Source organism: Acrocarpospora macrocephala (genome assembly GCF_009687865.1).
Classification (GTDB): domain Bacteria; phylum Actinomycetota; class Actinomycetes; order Streptosporangiales; family Streptosporangiaceae; genus Acrocarpospora; species Acrocarpospora macrocephala.
The window spans coordinates 17,854-38,168 of sequence record NZ_BLAE01000064.1 but is presented as its reverse complement, the minus strand read 5'-3'; the positions used below and the strand labels follow the sequence as shown (position 1 = coordinate 38,168).

20 protein-coding genes are annotated in these 20,315 nt (G+C 69.5%); 12 read left to right on the top strand and 8 right to left on the bottom strand.

Going from position 1 to position 20,315, the window contains the following annotated elements; all coding sequences use genetic code 11:
* Window positions 1–63 precede the first annotated feature (63 nt).
* The 10 genes from pgfA (Amac_RS41400) to Amac_RS41360 all read left to right on the top strand — a co-directional run bounded on the left by pgfA (Amac_RS41400) (window position 64) and on the right by Amac_RS41360 (window position 10,312).
* Window positions 64–1,008 carry a cell envelope lipid trafficking protein PgfA gene (gene pgfA / locus Amac_RS41400; RefSeq protein ID WP_170322923.1) on the top strand — a complete coding sequence of 315 codons (945 nt, stop codon included), beginning with the start codon at window positions 64–66 and terminating at the stop codon, window positions 1,006–1,008.
* The gene (locus Amac_RS41395; protein WP_218041599.1) at window positions 992–1,705 is read left to right on the top strand and encodes a class I SAM-dependent methyltransferase; all 714 of its coding nucleotides are present in this window, start codon (window positions 992–994) and stop codon (window positions 1,703–1,705) included. Before pgfA (Amac_RS41400) ends, Amac_RS41395 begins: the two co-directional genes overlap by 17 nt.
* Before the next feature lie 99 nt (window positions 1,706–1,804).
* Window positions 1,805–2,758 (top strand): cell envelope lipid trafficking protein PgfA, encoded by a 954-nt coding sequence (gene pgfA, locus Amac_RS41390; RefSeq protein WP_155359902.1) that lies wholly within the window; start codon window positions 1,805–1,807, stop codon window positions 2,756–2,758.
* Window positions 2,759–2,895: 137 nt separating this feature from the next.
* Complete coding sequence (locus Amac_RS41385; RefSeq protein WP_155359901.1) at window positions 2,896–4,485, top strand: ABC transporter substrate-binding protein; 1,590 nt, start codon at window positions 2,896–2,898, stop codon at window positions 4,483–4,485.
* Window positions 4,482–5,438, top strand: coding sequence for an ABC transporter permease (locus Amac_RS41380; RefSeq protein WP_155359900.1), 957 nt, complete (start codon window positions 4,482–4,484; stop codon window positions 5,436–5,438). The genes Amac_RS41385 and Amac_RS41380 overlap by 4 nt, the downstream gene beginning before the upstream one ends.
* Complete coding sequence (locus Amac_RS54085; RefSeq protein WP_170322922.1) at window positions 5,435–6,271, top strand: ABC transporter permease; 837 nt, start codon at window positions 5,435–5,437, stop codon at window positions 6,269–6,271. The genes Amac_RS41380 and Amac_RS54085 overlap by 4 nt, the downstream gene beginning before the upstream one ends.
* Window positions 6,268–7,791: a dipeptide ABC transporter ATP-binding protein gene (locus tag Amac_RS41375; protein ID WP_170322921.1), complete on the top strand. Its 1,524-nt coding sequence runs from the start codon at window positions 6,268–6,270 to the stop codon at window positions 7,789–7,791. Before Amac_RS54085 ends, Amac_RS41375 begins: the two co-directional genes overlap by 4 nt.
* The gene (locus tag Amac_RS41370; RefSeq protein WP_155359898.1) at window positions 7,781–8,569 is read left to right on the top strand and encodes an alpha/beta fold hydrolase; all 789 of its coding nucleotides are present in this window, start codon (window positions 7,781–7,783) and stop codon (window positions 8,567–8,569) included. Before Amac_RS41375 ends, Amac_RS41370 begins: the two co-directional genes overlap by 11 nt.
* On the top strand, window positions 8,566–9,573 hold the full coding sequence (locus Amac_RS41365; RefSeq protein WP_155359897.1) for a 2-oxoglutarate and iron-dependent oxygenase domain-containing protein: 1,008 nt from the start codon (window positions 8,566–8,568) through the stop codon (window positions 9,571–9,573). Before Amac_RS41370 ends, Amac_RS41365 begins: the two co-directional genes overlap by 4 nt.
* Window position 9,574: 1 nt before the next feature.
* Window positions 9,575–10,312 (top strand): DUF427 domain-containing protein, encoded by a 738-nt coding sequence (locus Amac_RS41360; protein WP_155359896.1) that lies wholly within the window; start codon window positions 9,575–9,577, stop codon window positions 10,310–10,312.
* Here the strand turns inward: Amac_RS41360 and Amac_RS41355 are convergent.
* Both Amac_RS41355 and Amac_RS41350 read right to left on the bottom strand, forming a co-directional pair.
* Window positions 10,309–11,286 carry an NAD-dependent epimerase/dehydratase family protein gene (locus tag Amac_RS41355; RefSeq protein ID WP_218041598.1) on the bottom strand — a complete coding sequence of 326 codons (978 nt, stop codon included), beginning with the start codon at window positions 11,284–11,286 and terminating at the stop codon, window positions 10,309–10,311. The two genes, Amac_RS41360 and Amac_RS41355, sit on opposite strands and share 4 nt — an antisense overlap.
* Window positions 11,283–11,717, bottom strand: a complete 435-nt coding sequence (locus Amac_RS41350) for a MerR family transcriptional regulator (protein ID WP_155359895.1) — start codon at window positions 11,715–11,717, stop codon at window positions 11,283–11,285. The genes Amac_RS41355 and Amac_RS41350 overlap by 4 nt, the downstream gene beginning before the upstream one ends.
* Window positions 11,718–11,983: 266 nt before the next feature.
* Between Amac_RS41350 and rpoB the strand changes: the two genes are divergently transcribed.
* Both rpoB and lexA read left to right on the top strand, forming a co-directional pair.
* Window positions 11,984–15,451 carry a DNA-directed RNA polymerase subunit beta gene (gene rpoB / locus Amac_RS41345; protein WP_155359894.1) on the top strand — a complete coding sequence of 1,156 codons (3,468 nt, stop codon included), beginning with the start codon at window positions 11,984–11,986 and terminating at the stop codon, window positions 15,449–15,451.
* 75 nt (window positions 15,452–15,526) lie between these two features.
* Window positions 15,527–16,195 carry a transcriptional repressor LexA gene (gene lexA / locus Amac_RS41340; RefSeq protein WP_218041608.1) on the top strand — a complete coding sequence of 223 codons (669 nt, stop codon included), beginning with the start codon at window positions 15,527–15,529 and terminating at the stop codon, window positions 16,193–16,195.
* Window positions 16,196–16,215: 20 nt separating this feature from the next.
* Here lexA and Amac_RS41335 read toward each other — a convergent pair whose 3' ends face one another.
* The 6 genes from Amac_RS41335 to Amac_RS41310 form a co-directional block, all read right to left on the bottom strand.
* Window positions 16,216–17,361: an RNA polymerase sigma factor gene (locus Amac_RS41335; RefSeq protein WP_155359892.1), complete on the bottom strand. Its 1,146-nt coding sequence runs from the start codon at window positions 17,359–17,361 to the stop codon at window positions 16,216–16,218.
* A complete protein-coding gene (locus Amac_RS41330; RefSeq protein WP_155359975.1) occupies window positions 17,358–17,765 on the bottom strand; it encodes a YciI family protein in 408 nt (135 codons plus the stop codon). Before Amac_RS41330 ends, Amac_RS41335 begins: the two co-directional genes overlap by 4 nt.
* 92 nt (window positions 17,766–17,857) lie before the next feature.
* Complete coding sequence (locus Amac_RS41325; protein ID WP_155359891.1) at window positions 17,858–18,619, bottom strand: ABC transporter permease; 762 nt, start codon at window positions 18,617–18,619, stop codon at window positions 17,858–17,860.
* A 9-nt stretch (window positions 18,620–18,628) separates the two neighbouring features.
* Complete coding sequence (locus tag Amac_RS41320) at window positions 18,629–19,423, bottom strand: ABC transporter ATP-binding protein (protein WP_155359890.1); 795 nt, start codon at window positions 19,421–19,423, stop codon at window positions 18,629–18,631.
* Window positions 19,423–19,827: a DUF1048 domain-containing protein gene (locus Amac_RS41315; protein WP_155359889.1), complete on the bottom strand. Its 405-nt coding sequence runs from the start codon at window positions 19,825–19,827 to the stop codon at window positions 19,423–19,425. Before Amac_RS41315 ends, Amac_RS41320 begins: the two co-directional genes overlap by 1 nt.
* 2 nt (window positions 19,828–19,829) lie before the next feature.
* Window positions 19,830–20,159: a PadR family transcriptional regulator gene (locus tag Amac_RS41310; RefSeq protein WP_155359888.1), complete on the bottom strand. Its 330-nt coding sequence runs from the start codon at window positions 20,157–20,159 to the stop codon at window positions 19,830–19,832.
* Between the last annotated feature and the right edge of the window lie 156 nt (window positions 20,160–20,315).

Genomic DNA, 20,315 nt, shown 5'->3' with positions numbered 1-20,315 from the left:
GGTGACAAGTCGCATTACCCTACCTCCTAACTAGAATCTGTTCTACTGCGGATGGGGAGTCGGATGCGGCGGTCGGCGGGTCTCCTCCTGCTCGCGGTGGCGGGGTTTCTCGGGGTGCTCGCGGTGGTCGTGCCCACCTACCTGCTGGGGGCGCTGGCGGTGGCGCCGGAGGACTATTACGGGGTTTTCCGGCTGCGCGCCGTTGGGGCGGAAGGTCTCGATCAGGCGAGCGGGAAGGTGCTGACCGGGCTCGACGTGGAGGCCGTTTCGACCGTTCGCGGTGATCCGAACGCGGCCACCGCCGATCTTGTCGTCTGGGACGGGACGACGACCGTGCAGACGTCGACCGGGATCGTGCTCGCCTACAGCGATCGCCGGGTCGCGTTCGACAAGACGTCGGGACTGGTCGTGACGTGCTGCGGGGCGTACGTCGGGGAGACCGACGTCGAGCAGTCGGGCTTGGCCTACAAGTGGCCATATTTCGCCGGGCGCCGGGATTATCCGTTCTTCGATCCGGTCACGCTGCAGACCCAGCCCATGCGCTACGAGGGCGAGGAGCGTATTTCGGGGCTGACCGTATACCGCTACCACCAGACGATCCCCGACCGCCGCGTCGGCCCGGTCCCCGGCGGCAGACTGCCCGCCTACAAGGACGTCCCCGCCTACCTGTACGCCTCCGTCGACCGCACCTACTGGGTGGAACCGGTTACCGGAACCCCGCTCCGCGTCCGCGAAACCCAGAACCAGACCATCAGAACCGCCGACGGGGTCCCCCGCCTGACCGCCCTCGCCGCCGACTTCCACACCCCACCCGAGGAAACGACCACCCACGCGAACGACCTCCGCCCCACGATCATCGTGCTCGGCTTCGCCCGAGGTCCCGCGCCCTGGGTGTGCGGGGGATCGGCGGCGATCGCCTTGGTGGTGGGCCTCGTGCTGTACCGGCCGGAAGGCCTGCGCGAACCAGAAACATCGATACCGAATGAGGCAGATGGCCGAGCTGCGTGACTTTTACGAGAATCCGGAGACGCCGGTGTCGGCGGCCGAGGATCGGACCGCGCGGATCGTCGGGTTTCTCCGGCAGATCGCAGGGGCGGCGAGTGAGCCGCTGACGATTCTCGACGTGGGCTGCGGGGACGGCGGGATCACCCGGATGGCGGTCGAGGCCGCGCCCGGACATCGGGTGGTCGGCATGGACTGGGCGGCGGCGCCGTTGCGGACGGCCAGTCGCAAGGGGTTGACGGTGGTGCGCGGGGGCGCCGCCCATCCCGGGCTGCCGGTGGCCTCCGGCCGGGTGGATGTGGTGATCTTCTCGGAGGTGATCGAGCACCTGGTCGATCCGGACGCGGCGATCGTGGAGCTGCGGCGGGTGCTCCGGCCCGGCGGGCATCTGCTGCTGTCGACGCCCAACCTGGCAGCTTGGTTCAACCGAGGCATGCTGCTACTCGGCATGCAGCCGGTGTTCTCCGAGGTCAGCATGGTGCACGTGTTCGGCCGCCCGGGCAGTTCGGTGGCCGGGCACCTGCGGCTGTTCACGCTCCCCGCGCTCCGCGAGTTCCTCCTCGCGTACGGCTTCGCGGAGTTGATCGTGCGAGGGGCGGGTTACCACGACGTCCCCAAACCCCTGAAACCGGTCGACCGCCTGCTTCGCCACTGGCCGCCGGCGGCCGCGATCCTGACCGTGCACGCCCGCAAAGCGCCCTAGAACATGTTTCGGTTACTTTTCAGTATCCCCAGTGACGCAAGTCACAACAAGCTCTACCATGACGCGAAATAGAACCATGTTTCAGGTCATGGAGGAGCGATGCGCCGCGGGCTCGGAATCACCCTCATCGCACTCGGGGCTTTTCTCGTCGTCCTCGCGCCGCTGCTCAGGTATCCCGTGGCCGACCGCCTGGTCCAGGCCCCCGGCGACCAGTACGGCATCACCAAGCTGGCCGCCCAGAACGCCACCTACTTCAGCATCGGCGACCTGAAGGTCCTCACCGGAAACCTGGACATCACCGTCACCACCCGCGGCGACGTGGCCCAGGCCACCGGCGACCACGTCGTCTGGGACCAGTTCACCGCCGTCAACGACATCACCAACAACAAGGAGGGCATCTCGCTCTCCGAGTTCCGCAGCGCCTTCAACAAGTACAACGGCGTCGGCGTGAACTGCTGCAACGCCAACATCGACAAGGTGCCGGTGAAGCTGGAAGGCCAGATCTACCTGTTCCCGTTCGGGGTGGAGAAGAAGACGTACAAGGTCTTCAACCCGACCACCAAGAAGGCGTACGACGCGGTGTTCGTCGGCGAGGAGACGGTCGGCGGGCTCCAGGTCTACAAGTTCGAGCAGAAGGTCCCCCCGACCGTCATCGACACGCTGGACGCGCCCGCCTCCCTGTTCGACCTGCCGGAGACCGGCAACGTCAAGGTCGACCGGGTGTACGACGGCGTGGTGACGTACTGGGTGGAGCCCACCACCGGCGCCCCCGTCGACCAGCAGCAGCAGCGCCACGAGGTGCTGAAGACGGCGGACGGCGTGGAGCGCATGCCCGCCTTCATCGCCACCGCGAAGTTCACCCCGGCCACCGTGGACGCGCAGGTCGCCACCGTCCGGGCGAGCGCCGACCAGGTCCGGCTGATCAGGTCCACCCTCCCGCTGGCGGCGCTCATCTTCGGCGCGCTCGCGCTGGCCTTCGGCGTGATCTTGACCCGCTCGCGCCGCCAGGTGGAACACGTTCAGGCCGGAGACCCGGCAGAGGCTTCAGAGTAGAACGCGTTGCAGCCACCCTCCGGTTGAGGCATGCCATGCCCGGCCCGGCGAGGGTGGCAACGTTGTCATATTTCATGTACTACTGGTAGAGATTTAGGCCATTGACAACCCTCAATCCCTACCTAAATAGTGTGAATATGGATGACCCCGGTAACGCCGTACTCACCCGCCTTCCCGGCCTGTCCCGACGCGTGTTCATCGGCGGGGCGGCACTGACCGCCCTCCTCGCCGCCTGCGGTACCGGGACGACCGCCCAGACCACTCCGACCACCGAGCCCGCGAAGACGCCCAAGCGCGGCGGCGTGCTCAAGGCCGGGTCACCCCCGCCGCCGACCAAGGTCGACCCGGTCACCATGTACGACGGCACCGCCATCGCGATCGTGCAGCTCGTGGCCGACTACCTGATCTGGCTCGACAAGGACTTCACCCTCGAGCCGCGCCTGGCGGAGAAGTGGGAGACCACCGACGGCGGCACGACGTGGACGTTCACGATCCGCCAGGGCGTCACCTTCTCCGACGGCACCCCGCTGGACGCCGAGACCGTCAAGGCGTCCTTCGACCGCCTGCTCGACCCGGATTCCAAGTCCGCCGCCCTGTCGGCGTTCGACGGCGTGCTCAAGGCGGGCGGCGTCGCCGCGCCGGACACGCACACCGTGACGTTCACGCTGGAGCGGGCCTTCTCCGACTTCCCGTACCTGGTCTCGGCCGGCAACTACAACGCGCTGATCCTCAAGAAGGACTACACCGGCGGCGGCGACATCATCGGCACCGGGCCCTTCACGCTCACGACGTACGACGTGTCGACGGGCGCCGTGTTCACCCGCAACCCGACGTACTGGCAGGAGGGCAAGCCGTACCTGGACGGCGTGGAGATCAAGTTCTACGCCGACGACCAGGCCGACCTGCTGGCGTTGCAGAGCGGTGAGATCGACGCGCAGATCCTCAGCCGGCCGCAGCTCGTCGGGCCGCTCAAGGGCGCCGGCGACATCGTGGTGGACCAGGTGCCGGGCACCGGCCTGACCGCGTTCACGCTGCGCACCGACCAGCCGCCGTTCGACCGCAAGGAGAACCGGCAGGCCGTGGCGTACGCGCTGGACCGGCCGGGCGTGAACACCACGATCTACGACGGCGTCGGCGCGCTCGGCAACGACCACCTGTTCGCCGCCCTCTTCCCGGCCGCGCCGACCGACATCCCGCAGCGGGCCAAGGACCCGGCCAAGGTCGCCGAGCTGCTCGGCGGGCAGAAGCTCAGCTTCGACCTGACCTTCGACCCGCCCAGCAAGGACCTCGCGCTCACCCTGCAGAATCAGCTCAAGCAGGCGGGCATCGAGGTGCAGCTGGACCAGCGCACGTCGGCCGACTTCTACGGCGGCGACCAGGAGAAGGACACGCCGTGGCTGTTCACCGCCGCCAACCTGGTCGGCTGGGCGGGCCGCGCGGTGCCCAGCCAGTTCATCATCCCGATGGTCAGGAGCGACGGCGTCTGGAACGGCTCCAAGTACGCCAACCCGGCCCTCGACGAGGCCGCCCAGGCGTATGACGCGGCCACCACGGAGGAGGATCGGCGCGCGCAGGCGGCGATCATCGCCACCGCGTTACACGAGGACGTGCCGGTGATCATCTCGGTGTGGGCGGGCACCGTGCGCGCCTACAACGGGACGAAGTTCGCGGGCGTCCAGGCCCACCCGGCCAGCTACGTCGACTTCAGCGAGGTAACGGCCTTGTGAAGGGCTTCCTGCTGCGCCGCGCCGCCACCGTGCCGCTCACGCTGCTCGGCGTGTCGCTGCTGGTGTTCGCCGCCACCGAGCTGGTGCCCGGCGACGTGGCGCGCACCATCCTGGGCCGCGAGGCGAGCCAGGCGTCGGTGACGGCGTTGCGGGAGCAGCTCGGCCTGGACCGGCCGTGGATCCAGCGCTACGCCGACTGGCTGGGCGGCTTCCTCACTGGCGACTGGGGCGAGTCGTACACGCTCGGCGTGCCGGTCCACGACCTGGTGCTGGACCGCCTCGGGCACTCGCTGCTCCTGGCCGGCGTCGCGTTCGCGCTGCTCGCCCCGGTCGCGGTGGGCCTGGGGCTGTGGGCAGGGGTACGGCACGACCGGGCCGCCGACCGGGTGATCAGCGTCGGCGGGCTGGCCTTCGGCGCGGTGCCCGAGTTCGTCACCGGGGTGATCCTGCTGGTGGTGTTCGCGGTGAAGCTGCGCTGGTTCCCCTCGGGCGCGCAGGCTCCCGAGGGGTCGGGGCCGCTGATCGTGCTGTGGCACCTGGCGTTGCCGGCGCTGTCACTGGTGCTGCTGTGCACCGGCTACGTGGCCAGGCACGTCCGCGCCGGCACGGTCGCCTCGGTGGAGAGCCCGTACGCGCGCGCGGCCGAGCTGCGGGGACTGACGCGGGGACAGGTGGTGCGGCGGCACGTGCTGCGCAACTCCACGGTGCCGGCGGCGAGCGCGCTGGGCGTGCAGTTGCAGTTTCTGCTCGGCGGGCTGGTGTCGGTGGAGCTGCTGTTCACCTACCCGGGCATCGGGGCGCTGCTGCTGCAGGCCGCCGTGGACAAGGACCTGCCGGTGCTGCAGGCGGCGGCGCTGGTGCTCGGCCTGCTGTACATGGTGATCGTGCTGGGCGCCGACGTGGCGTACCGGCTGCTAGACCCGCGGGTCCGGCTTGGGGCGGTGACGTCGTGAGCGCGGCGGATGCGACTGCCGTCCGAGCAGTCACCCGGACCCGTGGGCGGTTCCGGGTCGCGCTGAGCGTCGGCGTGGCGCTCATCGCGGCCTGGACCGTCGTCGCCGCGCTGTGGCCGGCGCTCGCGCCGTACGACCCGGAGGCGCAGGATCCGCTGGCCCGGTTCCTCGCGCCCGGCGGCGCGCATCTGCTGGGCACCGACCAGTTCGGGCGCGACACGTTCTCCCGGATGCTCGCGGGCGCGCGGCCGGTCCTGCAGGTCGCACCGCCCGCGACGGTGCTGGGCGTGCTGCTCGGCACGGCGATCGGGCTGGCCGCGGGGACGCTGGGCGGGCTCGTCGACGAGATCATCATGCGCGTCCTGGACGCGGTCGCGATCTTCCCCGCGGTCATCGCGACCGTGCTGTTCGTGGCGCTGGCCGGCCGGTCGGTGACGGTCATGGTGCTGGTCATCGCAGGCGCGTTCACGCCGATCGTGGCGCGCAGCGTGCGGGCGGCGACCCTGGTGGAACGCGAGAAGGCCTACGTCGAGGCGGTCCGGCTCAGAGGCGGCTCGACCGTGCGGGAGATCCTGCCCAACATCGGCCCGACCGTGCTGGTGGAGGCCACCTCCCGGTTCGGCGACGCGATCTTCGCGGCGGCCACCCTGTCGTTCCTCGGCCTCGGCCAGCCGCCCGGCTCGCCCGACTGGGGCGCGTCGGTGTCGGACAACCGGCTCTGGCTGACCGTCGCCCCGTGGACGGTGCTCGCGCCCGCCCTGGCCATCGCCTCGCTCGTGGTCGGCATCGCGCTGACCGCCGACGCGCTGCGCGGACGCCGGGAGCACGCGTGATCACCGTCGACGGCCTGTCGGTCGCCTACCAGGGCGTGGCGGTCGTTCACGACGTGTCGTTCTCGATCGCGCCGGGCCGGACGTACGGGCTGGTGGGGGAGTCGGGCAGCGGCAAGACGACGCTGGGCCGGGCGCTGGGCCGGCACCTGCCGTCCGGCGGCGCGGTCACGGCGGGCCGGATCGAGGTGGACGGCGCCGACGTGCTCGCGCTGCCGCCCCGGGAGCTGCGCGCCTGGCGGGCGTCCGCGCTGGCGGTCGTGCACCAGGAGGCGGGCAGCGCGCTCGACCCGACGATGCGCGTCGGCGCCCAGCTCGCCGAGGCGCTGCGGATCCAGGGCCGCCCGCGCGGCGACGTGACCGGGCTGCTGGCCAAGGTCAGGCTGCCGGGCGAGGTGGCCCGCCGCTACCCGCACCAGCTGTCGGGCGGCCAGCAGCAGCGCGTCGTCATCGCCGCCGCGCTGGCCGGCCGTCCCCGGCTGCTGGTCCTGGACGAGCCGACGAGCGGCCTGGACGCGACCGTCGAACGCGAGATCCTCAATCTCATCTGGGCGCTGCGCGCCGAGATCGGCGCGGCCATCGTGCTGATCAGTCACGATCTGGCCCTGGTCGGCCGCCTCTGCGACGACGTCGGCGTGCTGTACGCGGGCCGCCTCGTGGAGGAGGGCCCGGCTGCCCGGGTGCTGTCGGAGCCCCGGCACCCGTACACGCGGGCCCTGCTCGACAGCGCGCCGCGGATCGGAGCCGAGCGCGCGCACCGCGGGCACGACGTCACGCCGCTGCTGGAGGTCCGGGGGCTGACCCGGGCCTACGGGAAGACCAAGGTGCTCGACGACGTGTCGCTGGCGATCGGGCGGGGCGAGATCGTCGGGCTGGTCGGCGAGTCGGGCAGCGGCAAGACCACGCTCGCCCGCGCCGTCGCCGGCCTGGGACGCCGCGGCGGCGGCGCCATCACCCTGGACGGCGCCGAGCTGCCCACCGAGGTCGGACGGCGCGACCCGGCCACCCGGCGGCGCATCTCCATGGTGTTCCAGGACCCCGACGCCTCGCTCAACCCGTCGCACACGGTCCGCACGATCCTCACGCGAGCCCTCGGCGACGGCGGCGGTGTCGCGGAGCTGGCCGCGCTCGCCGCGCTGGAGCCGCACCTGCTCGACGTGCGCCCGAGCCGGCTGTCGGGCGGGCAGAAGCAGCGCGTGGCCATCGCCCGCGCGTTCGCCGGGCGGCCCGACCTGATCGTCTGCGACGAGCCGGTGTCGGCGCTGGACGTCAGCGTGCAGGCCGGGGTGCTGCGCACGCTGGCCGACCAGCAGGCGCGCACCGGCGTCTCCTACCTGTTCATCTCCCACGACCTGGCCGTCGTCTACCAGCTGGCCGACCGCGTGGTGGTCATGAGCGGCGGCCGGATCGTCGAAGAAGGGCCCGCGGAGCGGATCCTGCGCGAGCCCCGTCACCCGTACACGATCGGCCTGCTGCGGGCGGCCGGTCACGAGCCCTCTCAACGGAGGCGTCATGTCCACTGAAGTAGCCGAGCGGGAGTTCGCCTCGCTCGCCGAGGTCGCGGCGGAAATCGGCGTCCAGGCCCCCGGGCCGCGCCACGTCAAGCGCCGCTGGGTGAGCACCGTCGCGGGCGGTCACGTGAGCGGCCTGACCTGGGGAGCGCCGCCGTCCGGCCTGGTGCTGCTGCACGAGGCCGGGCGCAGCGCGCGGCAGTGGGACCGGCTGCTGCTGGCCCTGGACCGGCCCGCGCTGGCCATCGACCTGCCGGGCCACGGCCGGTCCGACCGGCGCGAGAACGGCGTGTACGCGCCGCGCCGGCTGGCCGGTCCGGTCGCCGAGGCGATCCGCTCGTTCGCGCCCGGCCGGAAGGTCGTCGCCGGTGCCGGGCTCGGCGCGTTGACCGCGATCGCCCTGTCCATCCGCCACCCCGAGCTGATCGAGCGGCTGGTCCTCGTCGACACGCTGCCAGGGACGCTCGGCCCGTTCCCCGCCTACCAGGCGCACTCCTCGCCGGAGGAGGTGCGCGCGTGGCTCGCGGAGCACCGTCCAGGCGCGGCCGACGACGCGCGCACCGAACTGATCCAGGAGGCCGACGGCCGGTGGGCGTGGCGGCACCAGCTGCCGGCCGCGCCCGTCCTCGACGACGAGACCCTGTGGTCCCCGCTGACCGCCGTGCAAGCGCCCGTCGTCCTGGTGCGCGGGCCTCTTATCGACGCCGCCGCCGTCGAGGAGTTCGAATCCCGCGTGCCCGATGCCCACGTGACCACCGATCTGCACACGACCCTCGGAGGAACCCCGTGACCGTCCAGATTCCCGTCGTCGACCTCCAGCTCGCCCTCAGCGACGACGCCCCGCCGGCCCTGCTCGACTCCGTGCTCCAGACCGCCGAGCGGGTCGGCATCATCCAGGTGGTGAACCACGGCGTCGCGCCGGAGCTGATCGACGACTTCCACGACCGGATCGGCGCCGTGCTCGACCTGCCGCGCGCGGAGAAGGCCAAGCTGGCCAGCCCCACCGGGCACCCGTTCCGCGGCTGGCGGCAGTGGCCCGACGACTTCGGCCGCCTCGAGCTGGAGCGCTTCAACATCGGCCAGTTCGATTCCCCGGAGGAGGCACGCGCGGCCGGCCTCGCCGAGGAGCACGCCACGCTGTACAAGCACCCGAACGTGTGGCCCGAGGGCCTGCGCGCGGTGGCCCGCGCCTACCACGACGCCTCGGTCGGCGTCGCCGAGCAGGTCCTCGCCCTGTACGCCAAGGTCCTCGGCGTCTCCGTGGACACGTTCCCGGTCGGCGGCCGCCCCTACTACACGAGCTTCGTCGTCAACGACTACCCGACCTGGCCGGTCGACCAGGAGGACGACGACAAGCTGCTGCTCCTGGAGCACGCCGACGGCTCGGCCCTGACGGTGCTGCACCAGCGCGGCGACTATGCCGGCCTGCAGGGGCAGGCGCCCGACGGCAGCTGGATCCCGGTGCCGATCGTGCCCGGCGCGCTCCAGGTGTTCTCCGGCCACATCCTGGCCAAGTGGACCAACGACCGGCTCACCGCCGGCCGCCACCGCGTCGTCGCCGGGGGTACGGTGACGCGGCGCTCGACCGGCGTGTTCTGGCACCCGTCGCTGGACACGGTCATCGAGCCGCTGGCGCCGTTCGTCGGCGACGACGGCACCGATTACGAACTGGCGCTACTGTGGGACAAGGCGAAGAACCAGGTGGAGGACTACCTCCAGGTCTTCGGCCGCCCCGACCAGGTGGCGGCGTGGCGCGAAGGCCGGCCGTACGTGGCGGAACTCGCGGAGGTCTGAGATGCCTTACGACGGGACGTTCAACTGGGAGCCGAGCCGCCGCTGGGTGCGCGGCGTCAAGGGCGGCACCACGGTCGTCGACAGCAAGGCGCCGCTGCTGGTGTGGGAGCCCGATTACCCGGTCCCTCGCTACGCCTTCCCGATCGAGGACGTGCGCACCGACCTGCTCACGCCCGCCAAGGACCGGCCCGATCACTTCGACCTGACCGTCGACGGGCAGACGCTGCCGGACGCGGCGTTCGTCCACCCGCGGTTGCCCGGCCACCTGTCGATCGCCTGGTTCCGGCACGCGGTGCCGGTCCTGGACCACTGGTACGAGGAAGAGGAGGAGATTTTCGTGCACCCACGCGATCCGTACAAGCGGGTGGACCCGATTCCCAGTTCCCGGCACGTACGGGTCGAGATCGGCGGCCGGGTGGTCGCCGACACGCGCGCCCCGGTGCTGCTGTACGAGACCGGGCTGCCGACGCGCTACTACGTGCCGCCCGGCGACGTGGACTTCTCGCTGCTGGAGCCGACCGACAGCAGCACGCGTTGCCCGTACAAGGGCGAGGCGTCCTACTGGTCCCTGCGCGAACCCGTCGAGGGCGTGCCCGCCGACGTGGCATGGGCATACCACGACCCGATCCCGGCCGCGGCGCCGATCAAGGACCACGTCGCGTTCTACAACGAGTTCGTCGACATCATCGTGGACGGAGTGAAGGAGGAGCGCCCCGAGACGGTGTTCAGCAAGCGCTAGTAGTACTTAACCCGCCAGGAGGCCGAGGTCGCGCAGGCTCTCGGCTGACTCCACGATCGTCGTCTCGGCGGCGCGCGGACGCCAGCCGAGCTCCTCGCGGGCCCGTTGTGGATGATCGGCCGCGGCGGATCGTCCCCCGGCGCCTCCGGCGTAGGCACGCGCGCGGCCAGCGGGCCGAGCCGCCGGCGCAGGATGTCGGCCACCTCGACGAAGCTCATCGCGGGGTCGTCGGCGAGGGCCAGGAAGCGCTTGCCCGCGGCCTCCGGCGCGGCCATCGCGCGGATGTGCAGGTCAGCCACGTCGCGTACGTCGGCGACACCGAAACGGGCCCGGGGAGCGACGCTCATCGTCCCGTCGAGCATCGCCTTGACCAGCAGCATCGTGGAGCGGACCTGGGTCGTCAGGGTCGGCCCGAAGATCGCCGTCGGGTTGACCACGACCAGTTCGGTGTCACCGCCGTCGCGCTCCATCAGGTCCCACGCGGCACGCTCGGCGATCGTCTTGGAGCGCGGGTAGGGCGCCAAGCCCGGCGTGTCGGGATCGGTCCAGTCGTCTTCGGTGAACTCCGCGCCCGGCTTGGGCGTGTAGCCGATCGCCGCGAACGACGAGGTCAGCACGACACGCCGGGCACCCGCGTCGCGCGCGGCACGCAGGACCCGCAGCGCGCCCTCGCGGGCGGGGACGATCAATTCGTCGGGGTCCTCGGGCTGGACGGACGGGATGGGTGAGGCGACGTGATGGACCTCCTCGCAGCCGGCCACGGCGGCGGGCCAACCGTCGTCGGCCGTCAGGTCCGCGGCGACGATCTGCAAGCCGGCGTCGTCGGCGCCGCCGCGGCGCACCGCCGCGCGCAGTTCGGCCTCCTGGGCCGTCGAGCGCACCGTGGCGCGCACCGGGTTCCCGGCCCGCAGCAGCGCGGCGATCAGCTGCGTGCCCACGTAACCGGACCCGCCGGTGACCAGGACCGGGCTCATCGCAGCACCCTCAAGCGAACGGCCGCGTCCATGGAACGCCGCATCGCCTCGGCCTCCGCGGCGGTGTCGCCGCGGTCGCGGGCCTCCCACAGGGCCGCCTTCTCGCGCAGGTAGCCCAGTCGCGCCTGCTGGGCGACGATCTCGGCCTCGATGCGCTCCGCATGGCGCAGCAGCAGATCGCGCTGCTCGGCCGCCGCCTGCCCGCGGGTGCGGTTGGCCTGGTAGGTGCGCATGTCCTCGATGCCCACGCCGGTCGCGCGAAGACAGGCCAGCGACTCGAGCGTGTGGAGGTCCTCGGCACGGTAACGGCGATGCCCGCTGTTCTCGTCGCGGTCGATCGGGCCGACCAGCCCGACCTGCTCGTAATAGCGCAGCGTCGGTTCGCTCAGCCCGCTGCGCCGTGCCACCTCTTGGATGGTGAAGGCTGTCACGCGGGCAGCCTGGCACACCTCAAGCGCTTGAACGCAAGGACCAGTTTCCGGCACAAGTCAACGCGCGATCGTAAGAGTTGACGAGTCCACCCGGCTGTGGGAAGCTGAAGGCGGCACCGAGGTTGACGCTTATAGTATGTGTGGACATACGTTTCAGTTTGCGTTATGCTGCTCCTTCGCGCTGCCTTTCGACGCCCCGAATTCTGTCGGGGCGTTTTGGCGTGCGCGCAGCTCGATTCCATCCGTGCCCTCCGGAAGGACATCTATTGGCAGCCTCGCGCAACGCTTCCGCCGTACCCGCTGGTCCCCGTCGCGTCTCTTTCGCGCGCATCCAGGAGGCTCTTGAGGTTCCTGACCTCCTTGCCCTGCAGACCGAGTCTTTCGATTGGCTGCTCGGAAACGAGAAGTGGCAGGCCCGGGTAGAGGCGGCTCGTCAGGCCGGGCGCAAGGACGTCCCGACCCAGTCGGGCCTCGAAGAGATCTTCGAGGAGATCAGTCCTATCGAGGACTTCTCGGGGACCATGTCCCTGTCGTTCCACGACCACCGGTTCGAGCCGTCGAAGTACTCAGTCGATGAGTGCAAGGACAAGGACATGACCTTCTCCGCCCCGATGTTCGTGACGGCGGAGTTCATCAACAACACCACCGGTGAGATCAAGAGCCAGACGGTGTTCATGGGCGATTTCCCGCTCATGACGCCGAAGGGCACGTTCGTCATCAACGGCACCGAGCGTGTCGTGGTCTCGCAGCTGGTCCGTTCGCCCGGTGTCTACTTCGACCGCAGTGCCGACAAGACCTCCGACAAGGACCTGTACGGCTGCCGGGTGATCCCCTCCAGGGGTGCCTGGCTCGAGTTCGAGATCGACAAGCGCGACAGCGTCGGCGTCCGCATCGACCGCAAGCGCAAGCAGGCCGTCACCGTGCTTCTCAAGGCACTGGGATGGACCAACGAGAAGATCCTCGAGCGTTTCGGTCAGTACGAGTCGATGCGCGCCACCCTGGAGAAGGATCACACCTCCGGCCAGGATGACGCCCTGCTCGACATCTACCGCAAGCTGCGCCCGGGTGAGCCTCCCACCAAGGAGTCCGCGCAGACCCTGCTGGAGAACCTCTACTTCAACCCCAAGCGGTACGACCTGGCCAAGGTCGGCCGATACAAGATCAACAAGAAGCTCGGGGTCGATTCTGAGATCACTCAGGGCACTCTGACCGACGAGGACATCGTCGCCACGATCGAGTACATCGTCCGCCTTCACGCGGGCGAGGAGTCGATGCCGGGCGCCAACGGCGAGGTGATCGTCGAGGTCGACGACATCGACCACTTCGGCAACCGCCGCCTGCGCAGCGTCGGCGAGCTCATCCAGAACCAGGTCCGGCTGGGCCTGGCCCGGATGGAGCGCGTCGTCCGGGAGCGCATGACCACCCAGGACGTCGAGGCGATCACGCCGCAGACCCTGATCAACATCCGCCCGGTGGTGGCGTCGATCAAGGAGTTCTTCGGCACCTCGCAGCTGTCGCAGTTCATGGACCAGACCAACCCGCTGGCCGGCCTGACGCACAAGCGGCGTCTGAACGCGCTGGGTCCCGGCGGTCTGTCCCGGGAACGGGCGGGCTTCGAGGTCCGAGATGTGCACCCGTCCCACTACGGCCGGATGTGCCCGATCGAGACGCCGGAAGGCCCCAACATCGGCCTGATCGGCTCGCTGGCCTCCTACGGCCGGATCAACGCCTTCGGCTTCGTCGAGACGCCGTACCGCAAGGTCGTCGACGGCAAGGTGACCGAACAGGTCGACTACCTCACCGCCGACGAGGAAGACCGCTACGTCAAGGCGCAGGCCAACACCGTGCTCAACGCCGACGGCTCGTTCTCCGACGCCCGCGTCCTGGTCCGCACCAAGGGCGGTGAGACCGAGCTCGCCCGGGCCGAGGAGGTCGACTACATCGACGTGTCGCCGCGCCAGATGGTGTCGGTGGCCACCGCCATGATCCCGTTCCTGGAGCACGACGACGCCAACCGCGCGCTCATGGGCTCCAACATGCAGCGTCAGTCGGTGCCCCTGCTCAGGAGCGAGGCCCCGCTGGTCGGCACCGGCATGGAATACCGTGCCGCCACCGACGCGGGCGACGTCGTCAGCGCGGAGAAGGCCGGTGTGGTCGAGGAGGTCTCCGCCGACTACATCACCGTCATGAACGACGACGGCACGCGTACGACGTACCGGATCGCCAAGTTCAAGCGCTCCAACCAGGGCACCTCCTTCAACCAGAAGCCGATCGTGGCCGAGGGCGACCGGGTCGAGGTCAACCAGGTCATCGCCGACGGCCCCTGCACCGACACCGGTGAGATGGCGCTCGGCAAGAACCTGCTCGTGGCGTTCATGCCATGGGAGGGCCACAACTACGAGGACGCGATCATCCTCTCCCAGCGCCTGGTGCAGGACGACGTCCTGTCCTCGATCCACATCGAGGAGCACGAGGTCGACGCCCGTGACACCAAGCTGGGTCCCGAGGAGATCACCCGGGATATCCCGAACGTCTCCGAGGAGGTCCTGGCCGACCTGGACGAGCGCGGCATCATCCGGATCGGGGCCGATGTCGTCAACGGTGACATCCTGGTCGGCAAGGTGACCCCGAAGGGCGAGACCGAGCTGACCCCGGAGGAGCGGCTGCTGCGCGCGATCTTCGGGGAGAAGGCGCGTGAGGTCCGCGACACCTCGCTGAAGGTGCCGCACGGTAACCAGGGCAAGGTCATCGGCGTTCGCGTCTTCTCCCGCGAGGAGGGCGACGAGCTGCCTCCGGGCGTCAACGAACTGGTCCGCGTCTACGTGGCCCAGAAGCGTAAGATCACCGACGGCGACAAGCTGGCCGGCCGGCACGGCAACAAGGGCGTCATCTCCAAGATCCTGCCCGTCGAGGACATGCCGTTCCTGGAGGACGGCACCCCGGTCGACATCATCCTCAACCCACTGGGCGTGCCCGGCCGGATGAATGTCGGCCAGGTCCTGGAAACCCACCTCGGGTGGATCGCCGCGCGCGGCTGGGACATCTCCGGCATCCAGGAGGCCTGGGCCGAGCGGCTGCGTGACAAGGGCTTCGAGAAGGTCGCCCCGCGCACCAACATGGCCACGCCGGTCTTCGACGGCGCCCACGAGGAGGAGATCGTCGGCCTGCTCGGCAACACCATCCCCAACCGCGACGGTGACCGGATGGTGGAGCAGAGCGGCAAGGCCCGGCTGTTCGACGGCCGCTCCGGCGAGCCGTTCCCCTATCCGGTCTCGGTCGGTTACATCTACATCCTCAAGCTGCTCCACCTGGTCGACGACAAGATCCACGCCCGGTCGACCGGGCCGTACTCGATGATCACCCAGCAGCCGCTGGGTGGTAAGGCGCAGTTCGGCGGGCAGCGATTCGGCGAGATGGAGGTGTGGGCGCTGGAGGCCTACGGCGCCGCCTACGCGCTGCAGGAACTGCTCACCATCAAGTCCGACGACGTGCTGGGCCGCGTGAAGGTCTACGAGGCCATCGTCAAGGGCGAGAACATCCCCGAGCCGGGCATCCCGGAGTCCTTCAAGGTCCTCATCAAGGAAATGCAGTCGCTGTGCCTGAACGTCGAGGTGCTCTCCAGCGACGGCATGTCCATCGAGATGCGCGACACCGACGAGGACGTCTTCCGCGCCGCGGAGGAGCTCGGTATCGACCTGACCCGACGGGAGCCGAGCAGCGTCGAAGAAGTCTGACGACATCCCAAGGAAGAACAATGATGCGGATGGCTTCCTCGACCGATGGCACTGCGGTGGGCGCTGGACCTTAGCATGTCGCAGGTGACCGCCTACGACGATGCTGACATGTTCGAATACCTGGATTCCTCGGTCCTGCCGCAGCGCCAGCAGCGGATCCTGGCCACGATCCGGGACTGGGTGGTCAGGTACGGATACCCGCCGAGCACCCGTGAGATCGGCCACGCGGTCGGGCTGCGCTCACCCTCGTCGGTGTCGAAACACCTCAAGAGCCTGGAAGAGCAGGGCTTCCTCCGCCGGGGCACGGCCATGACCAGGCCGATCGACGTGCGGCTGTTCCTGCGCTCCTCGGCGCCGCACCCTGCCGCCGACCTGGTGAGCGTGCCCGTGGTCGGCGACATCGCCGCGGGCACTCCCATCCCGGCCGAGCAGTACGTGGACGACACGCTGACCCTGCCCCGCGACCTCACCGGCCGGGGCACCGTCTTCGGGCTGCGGGTGCGGGGCGATTCGATGATCGACGCGGCGATCTGCGACGGCGACATCGTCGTGGTCCGGCAGCAGCCCGAGGCGCACTCGGGTCAGATCGTCGCCGCGATGATCGACGGGGAGGCGACCGTCAAGGTGTACCGCCGACGCGGCGAGCATGTCGTTCTCGAACCGCGCAACCCCGCCTACGACGTCATCGACGGTGCCGGCGCCGTGGTGCTGGGCATCGTGGTGTCGGTCCTGCGCAACGTTTGAGGACCACCTCGCGTCGGCGCTCAACTGCGCAGCTGCGCGTTGAGCCGTGCGGCCTGTCGCGTGAGGTGGTCGCGTTCGGGGAGGCTGGGCGCCTGCCGGGCGGCTTCGGCGTAGCGGCGGGCCGCGGTCACCGGGTCGCCGTCACGCTCGTGCAAGTACGCCGCGACGGCGGTATAGCGGGGCAGGGCGGGGTCGAGCTCAGCCAGCGCGGCCAGACCGGCCCGCGCGCCGTCGGCTGCACCGACCGCGACGGCCCGGTTGAGGCGGGCCACCGGGTTGCCGGTGAGGCGCACCAGCTCGTCGTACCACTCGACGATCTGCACCCAGTCGGTCTCCTCGGCCGTCCTGGCGTCGGCGTGGAGCGCGGCGATGGCGGCCTGGGCCTGGAACTCGCCCAGCCGGTCGCGGGCCAGGGCCGCCTGGAGCACGTCGACCCCCTCGGCGATCAGGCGGGTGTTCCACAGGCCGCGGTCCTGCTCGGCCAGCGGCACGAGCCTGCCGTCGGGAGCGGTCCGGGCCGGACGCCGGGCGTGGTGCAGCAGCATGAGCGCGAGCAGGCCCGCGACCTCCTCATGCTTGGTCATGACGGCCAGCTGGCGAGTGAGCCGGATCGCCTCGGCGGCGAGGTCGACGTCGCCGGAGTAGCCCTCGTTGAAGACCAGATAGAGCACGCGCAGCACCGTGGCGACGTCGCCTGGCTGGTCGAACCGTACGCCCGAGACGGTGCGCTTGGCCCTGCTGATCCGCTGGGCCATGGTCGCCTCCGGCACCAGGTAGGCCTGCGCGATCTGACGCGAGGTCAGACCGCCGACCGCCCGCAGCGTGAGCGCGACGGCCGAAGCCGGCGTCAGGGACGGGTGCGCGCACAGGAAGTACAGCCGGAGCGTGTCGTCGGCCGATTCGCCCGGACCCGGCGCGGGCTCGCTCTCGACGCGTAGCTCGCGGTGCCGTCGCGAGGTTTCCGCGCGGGCGGCGTCGAGGAACTTCCGCCAAGCCACGGTGATCAGCCAGCCCTTGGGATCCCGCAGCGGGTCGTCCGGCCACACACGTACGGCCTCGACCAGGGCGTCCTGCACGGCATCCTCGGCCGCCGCGAAGTCGGCTCCGCGACGGACGAGAACACCGATCACCACGGGCACCAGCTCCCGCAGCAGCGACTCGTTCACTCGATCACCGGGGGGTGCTCGGCCATGAACGGGCGCACCTCGAGCCACTCGTGGATCGGCTTGCCACCCGCACCCGGAGCCGCGGACAACTCGCCTGCCAGCTCGAGCGCCCGCTCGTAGGTCTCGGTGTCGATCACCATCCAGCCGGCGATCAGGTCCTTGGTCTCCGCGAACGGGCCGTCGGTGACCGGCGGCCGCCCTTCGCCGTCGTAGCGGACGAACGTCCCCTCCGGGGAGAGCGCCTGACCGTCGACGAACTCGCCCGTACCCTCCAGCCGAGCGGCGAAGTCCCGCATGTACTGCACGTGGGCCGAAAGCTCCTCCGGCGTCCACTGGTCCATCGGTACGTCGTTGACCGCCGCCGGCGCGCCCCGGTAGTGCTTGAGCAGCAGGTACTTGGCCATCATGTTCTCCTCCGTACGGCACGCCCATTGTGGCCGTGTTCACCGCGGGGACGAAACCACACGCGAGTTCTCGACATTTCCTGGCGGACGGCCTAGGCGATTTTGCGGCGGTAGGTGTTCATGGCGAAGACGTACGCGACGATGAGGATGCCGACACACCAGGCCAGGGCGATCCAGATGTCGGTGCTGACCGGCTGCTGGGTGAACAGGTCGCGGATCGTGTTGACGATGGAGGTCACCGGCTGGTGGTCGGCGAAGGCGCGCACGGGGCCGGGCATGGTGTCGGTGGGCACGAAGGCCGAGCTGAGGAACGGCAGGAAGATGAGCGGGTAGGAGAACGCGCTCGCGCCGTCCACGCTCTTCGCGGTGAGACCGGGGATGACGGCGATCCACGTCAACGCCAGGGTGAACAGGATCAGGATGCCGGCGACCCCGAGCCAGGCGAGCACTCCCGCCGCCGAGCGGAAGCCCATGAGCAGGGCGACGAGCACGACCACCACGAGCGAGAGCAGATTGGCGATCAGCGAGGTCAGCACGTGCGCCCACAGCACGGACGAGCGGGCGATCGGCATGGACTGGAATCGCTCGAAGATGCCGCTCTTCATGTCCGTGAAGAGCCGGAATGCGGTGTAGGCGATGCCCGAGGCGATCGTGATGAGCAGGATGCCGGGCAGCATGTAATTCACATACGAATCCGACCCTGTTTCGATCGCGCCGCCGAAGACGTAGACGAACATCAGCATCATGGCGATCGGCGTGATCGCGGTCGTGACGATGGTGTCCACGCTGCGGGTGACGTGGCGCAGGGATCGTCCTAACAGGGCGGCGGTGTCGCCGAAGAAATGCTTGGTCATCGTTGTTCCTTACGCGTCTGTGCCGGCGTTGCGGTCATGGCTGTTCTTGCCGTTGGCGCCGACGAGTGTGAGGAAGACGTCCTCGAGGGTCGGCTGCTTTTCGACGTATTCGACCTTGGCGGGCGGGAGCAGCTGCTTGAGCTCGGTGAGGGTGCCGTTCACGATGATCCGGCCCTCGTGGAGGATCGCGATCCGGTCGGCGAGTTGTTCGGCCTCGTCCAGATACTGCGTCGTGAGCAGCACCGTCGTACCCCGGCCGGCGAGTTCCTTGACTGCCTGCCACACCTCGATGCGCGCCTGGGGGTCGAGCCCGGTCGTCGGCTCGTCGAGGAAGATGACCGGCGGATTCCCGATGAGGCTCATCGCGATGTCGAGGCGGCGGCGCATGCCACCGGAATACGTCGACACCTTCCGCGCGCCCGCGTCGGTCAGCGAGAAACGCTCGAGCAGGTCATCGGCGATCTTGCCCGGGTCCTTGAGGTGCCGTAACCGGGCGACCAGCACGAGGTTTTCCCGCCCGCTGAGGATCTCGTCGACGGCGGCGAACTGCCCGGTGAGGCTGATGGACTCCCGCACATTCGCTGGGTGCGTGGCGACGTCCAAGCCGTTGACGCTGGCGGTCCCCGCGTCGGCCTTGAGCAGCGTGGACAGGATTTTCACGACCGTGGTCTTGCCCGCCCCGTTCGAGCCGAGCAGGGCGAAAATGCTGCCCCGCGCCACGTCGAAGTCCACGCCGCGCAGCACCTGCAGTTGCTTGTACGACTTCTCCAGGCCCTGCACATGGATTACGTTCTGTGCCGTCATCAGACTGTCCCGTCTTCTTTCTCACCGGCTGCGCGCTCGATGGCGCTGGTGAACCGCTCCCGCTCCCGCCTGATGTACCGTCCCACCGAGTAGTTCTGAACGAACGCCTCGACGAACTCCACGGGGTCCGCCCCGAAGATGTCGCGGATCGGGGTTCCGTCGGCCGCGCTCCGCTCGAACAGATCGGCGAGGTCCTCGAACATCGAGGCCGCGTCGGCGCCGTCCCCCGGCCCGAAGTGCATCAGGTACCGCTCCAGCGCTTCGACCGCGGTGCGATAGTTCTCGGGAAGCTGTCTGATGCGCGCCTTGTATTGCCGCCAGCGCCTCTTGTCCTCGATCGGCCCGGTGACCAGCTCCAGGTACTTCAGGTAGCGGCTCTTCGACTCGTTCGACTCTGTGTCCATGGCTACTTACCTCCTTCGCGGAGCTGTTCGAGCCGTTCGGTGAGGAAGCTCCAGGTCCTCCAGAACTCTTCGAGATATTCGCGTCCCTGAGCGTTCAGGGAATACACCTTGCGCGGCGGCCCCTTCTCGGATGGGACCTTCTCCACGTCGACGAGGCCGCGCTGCTCGATCCTGATGAGCAGCGCGTAGATGGTGCCTTCGGCGATGTCGGAGAAGCCCTGATCCCGCAGCCACGCCGTGATCTCGTAGCCGTACGCGGACCGGCCGGACAGGATCGCCAGGACGATGCCCTCCAGCGTTCCTTTGAGCATCTCCGTCACCTGCTTGCCCACGGATCACCCCCTTCAGCTACTTGGTGTTGCTGACTACTGGTACAAAGTAACACTGACTACCGGTATCTAGCAACACTGAATAGCTGAGGGCGCAAGCAAGTGATTCGACCTGCGGCACGCGGGGCTGGCCGTCCAGCTGTGCACGCTGCCGTCGGC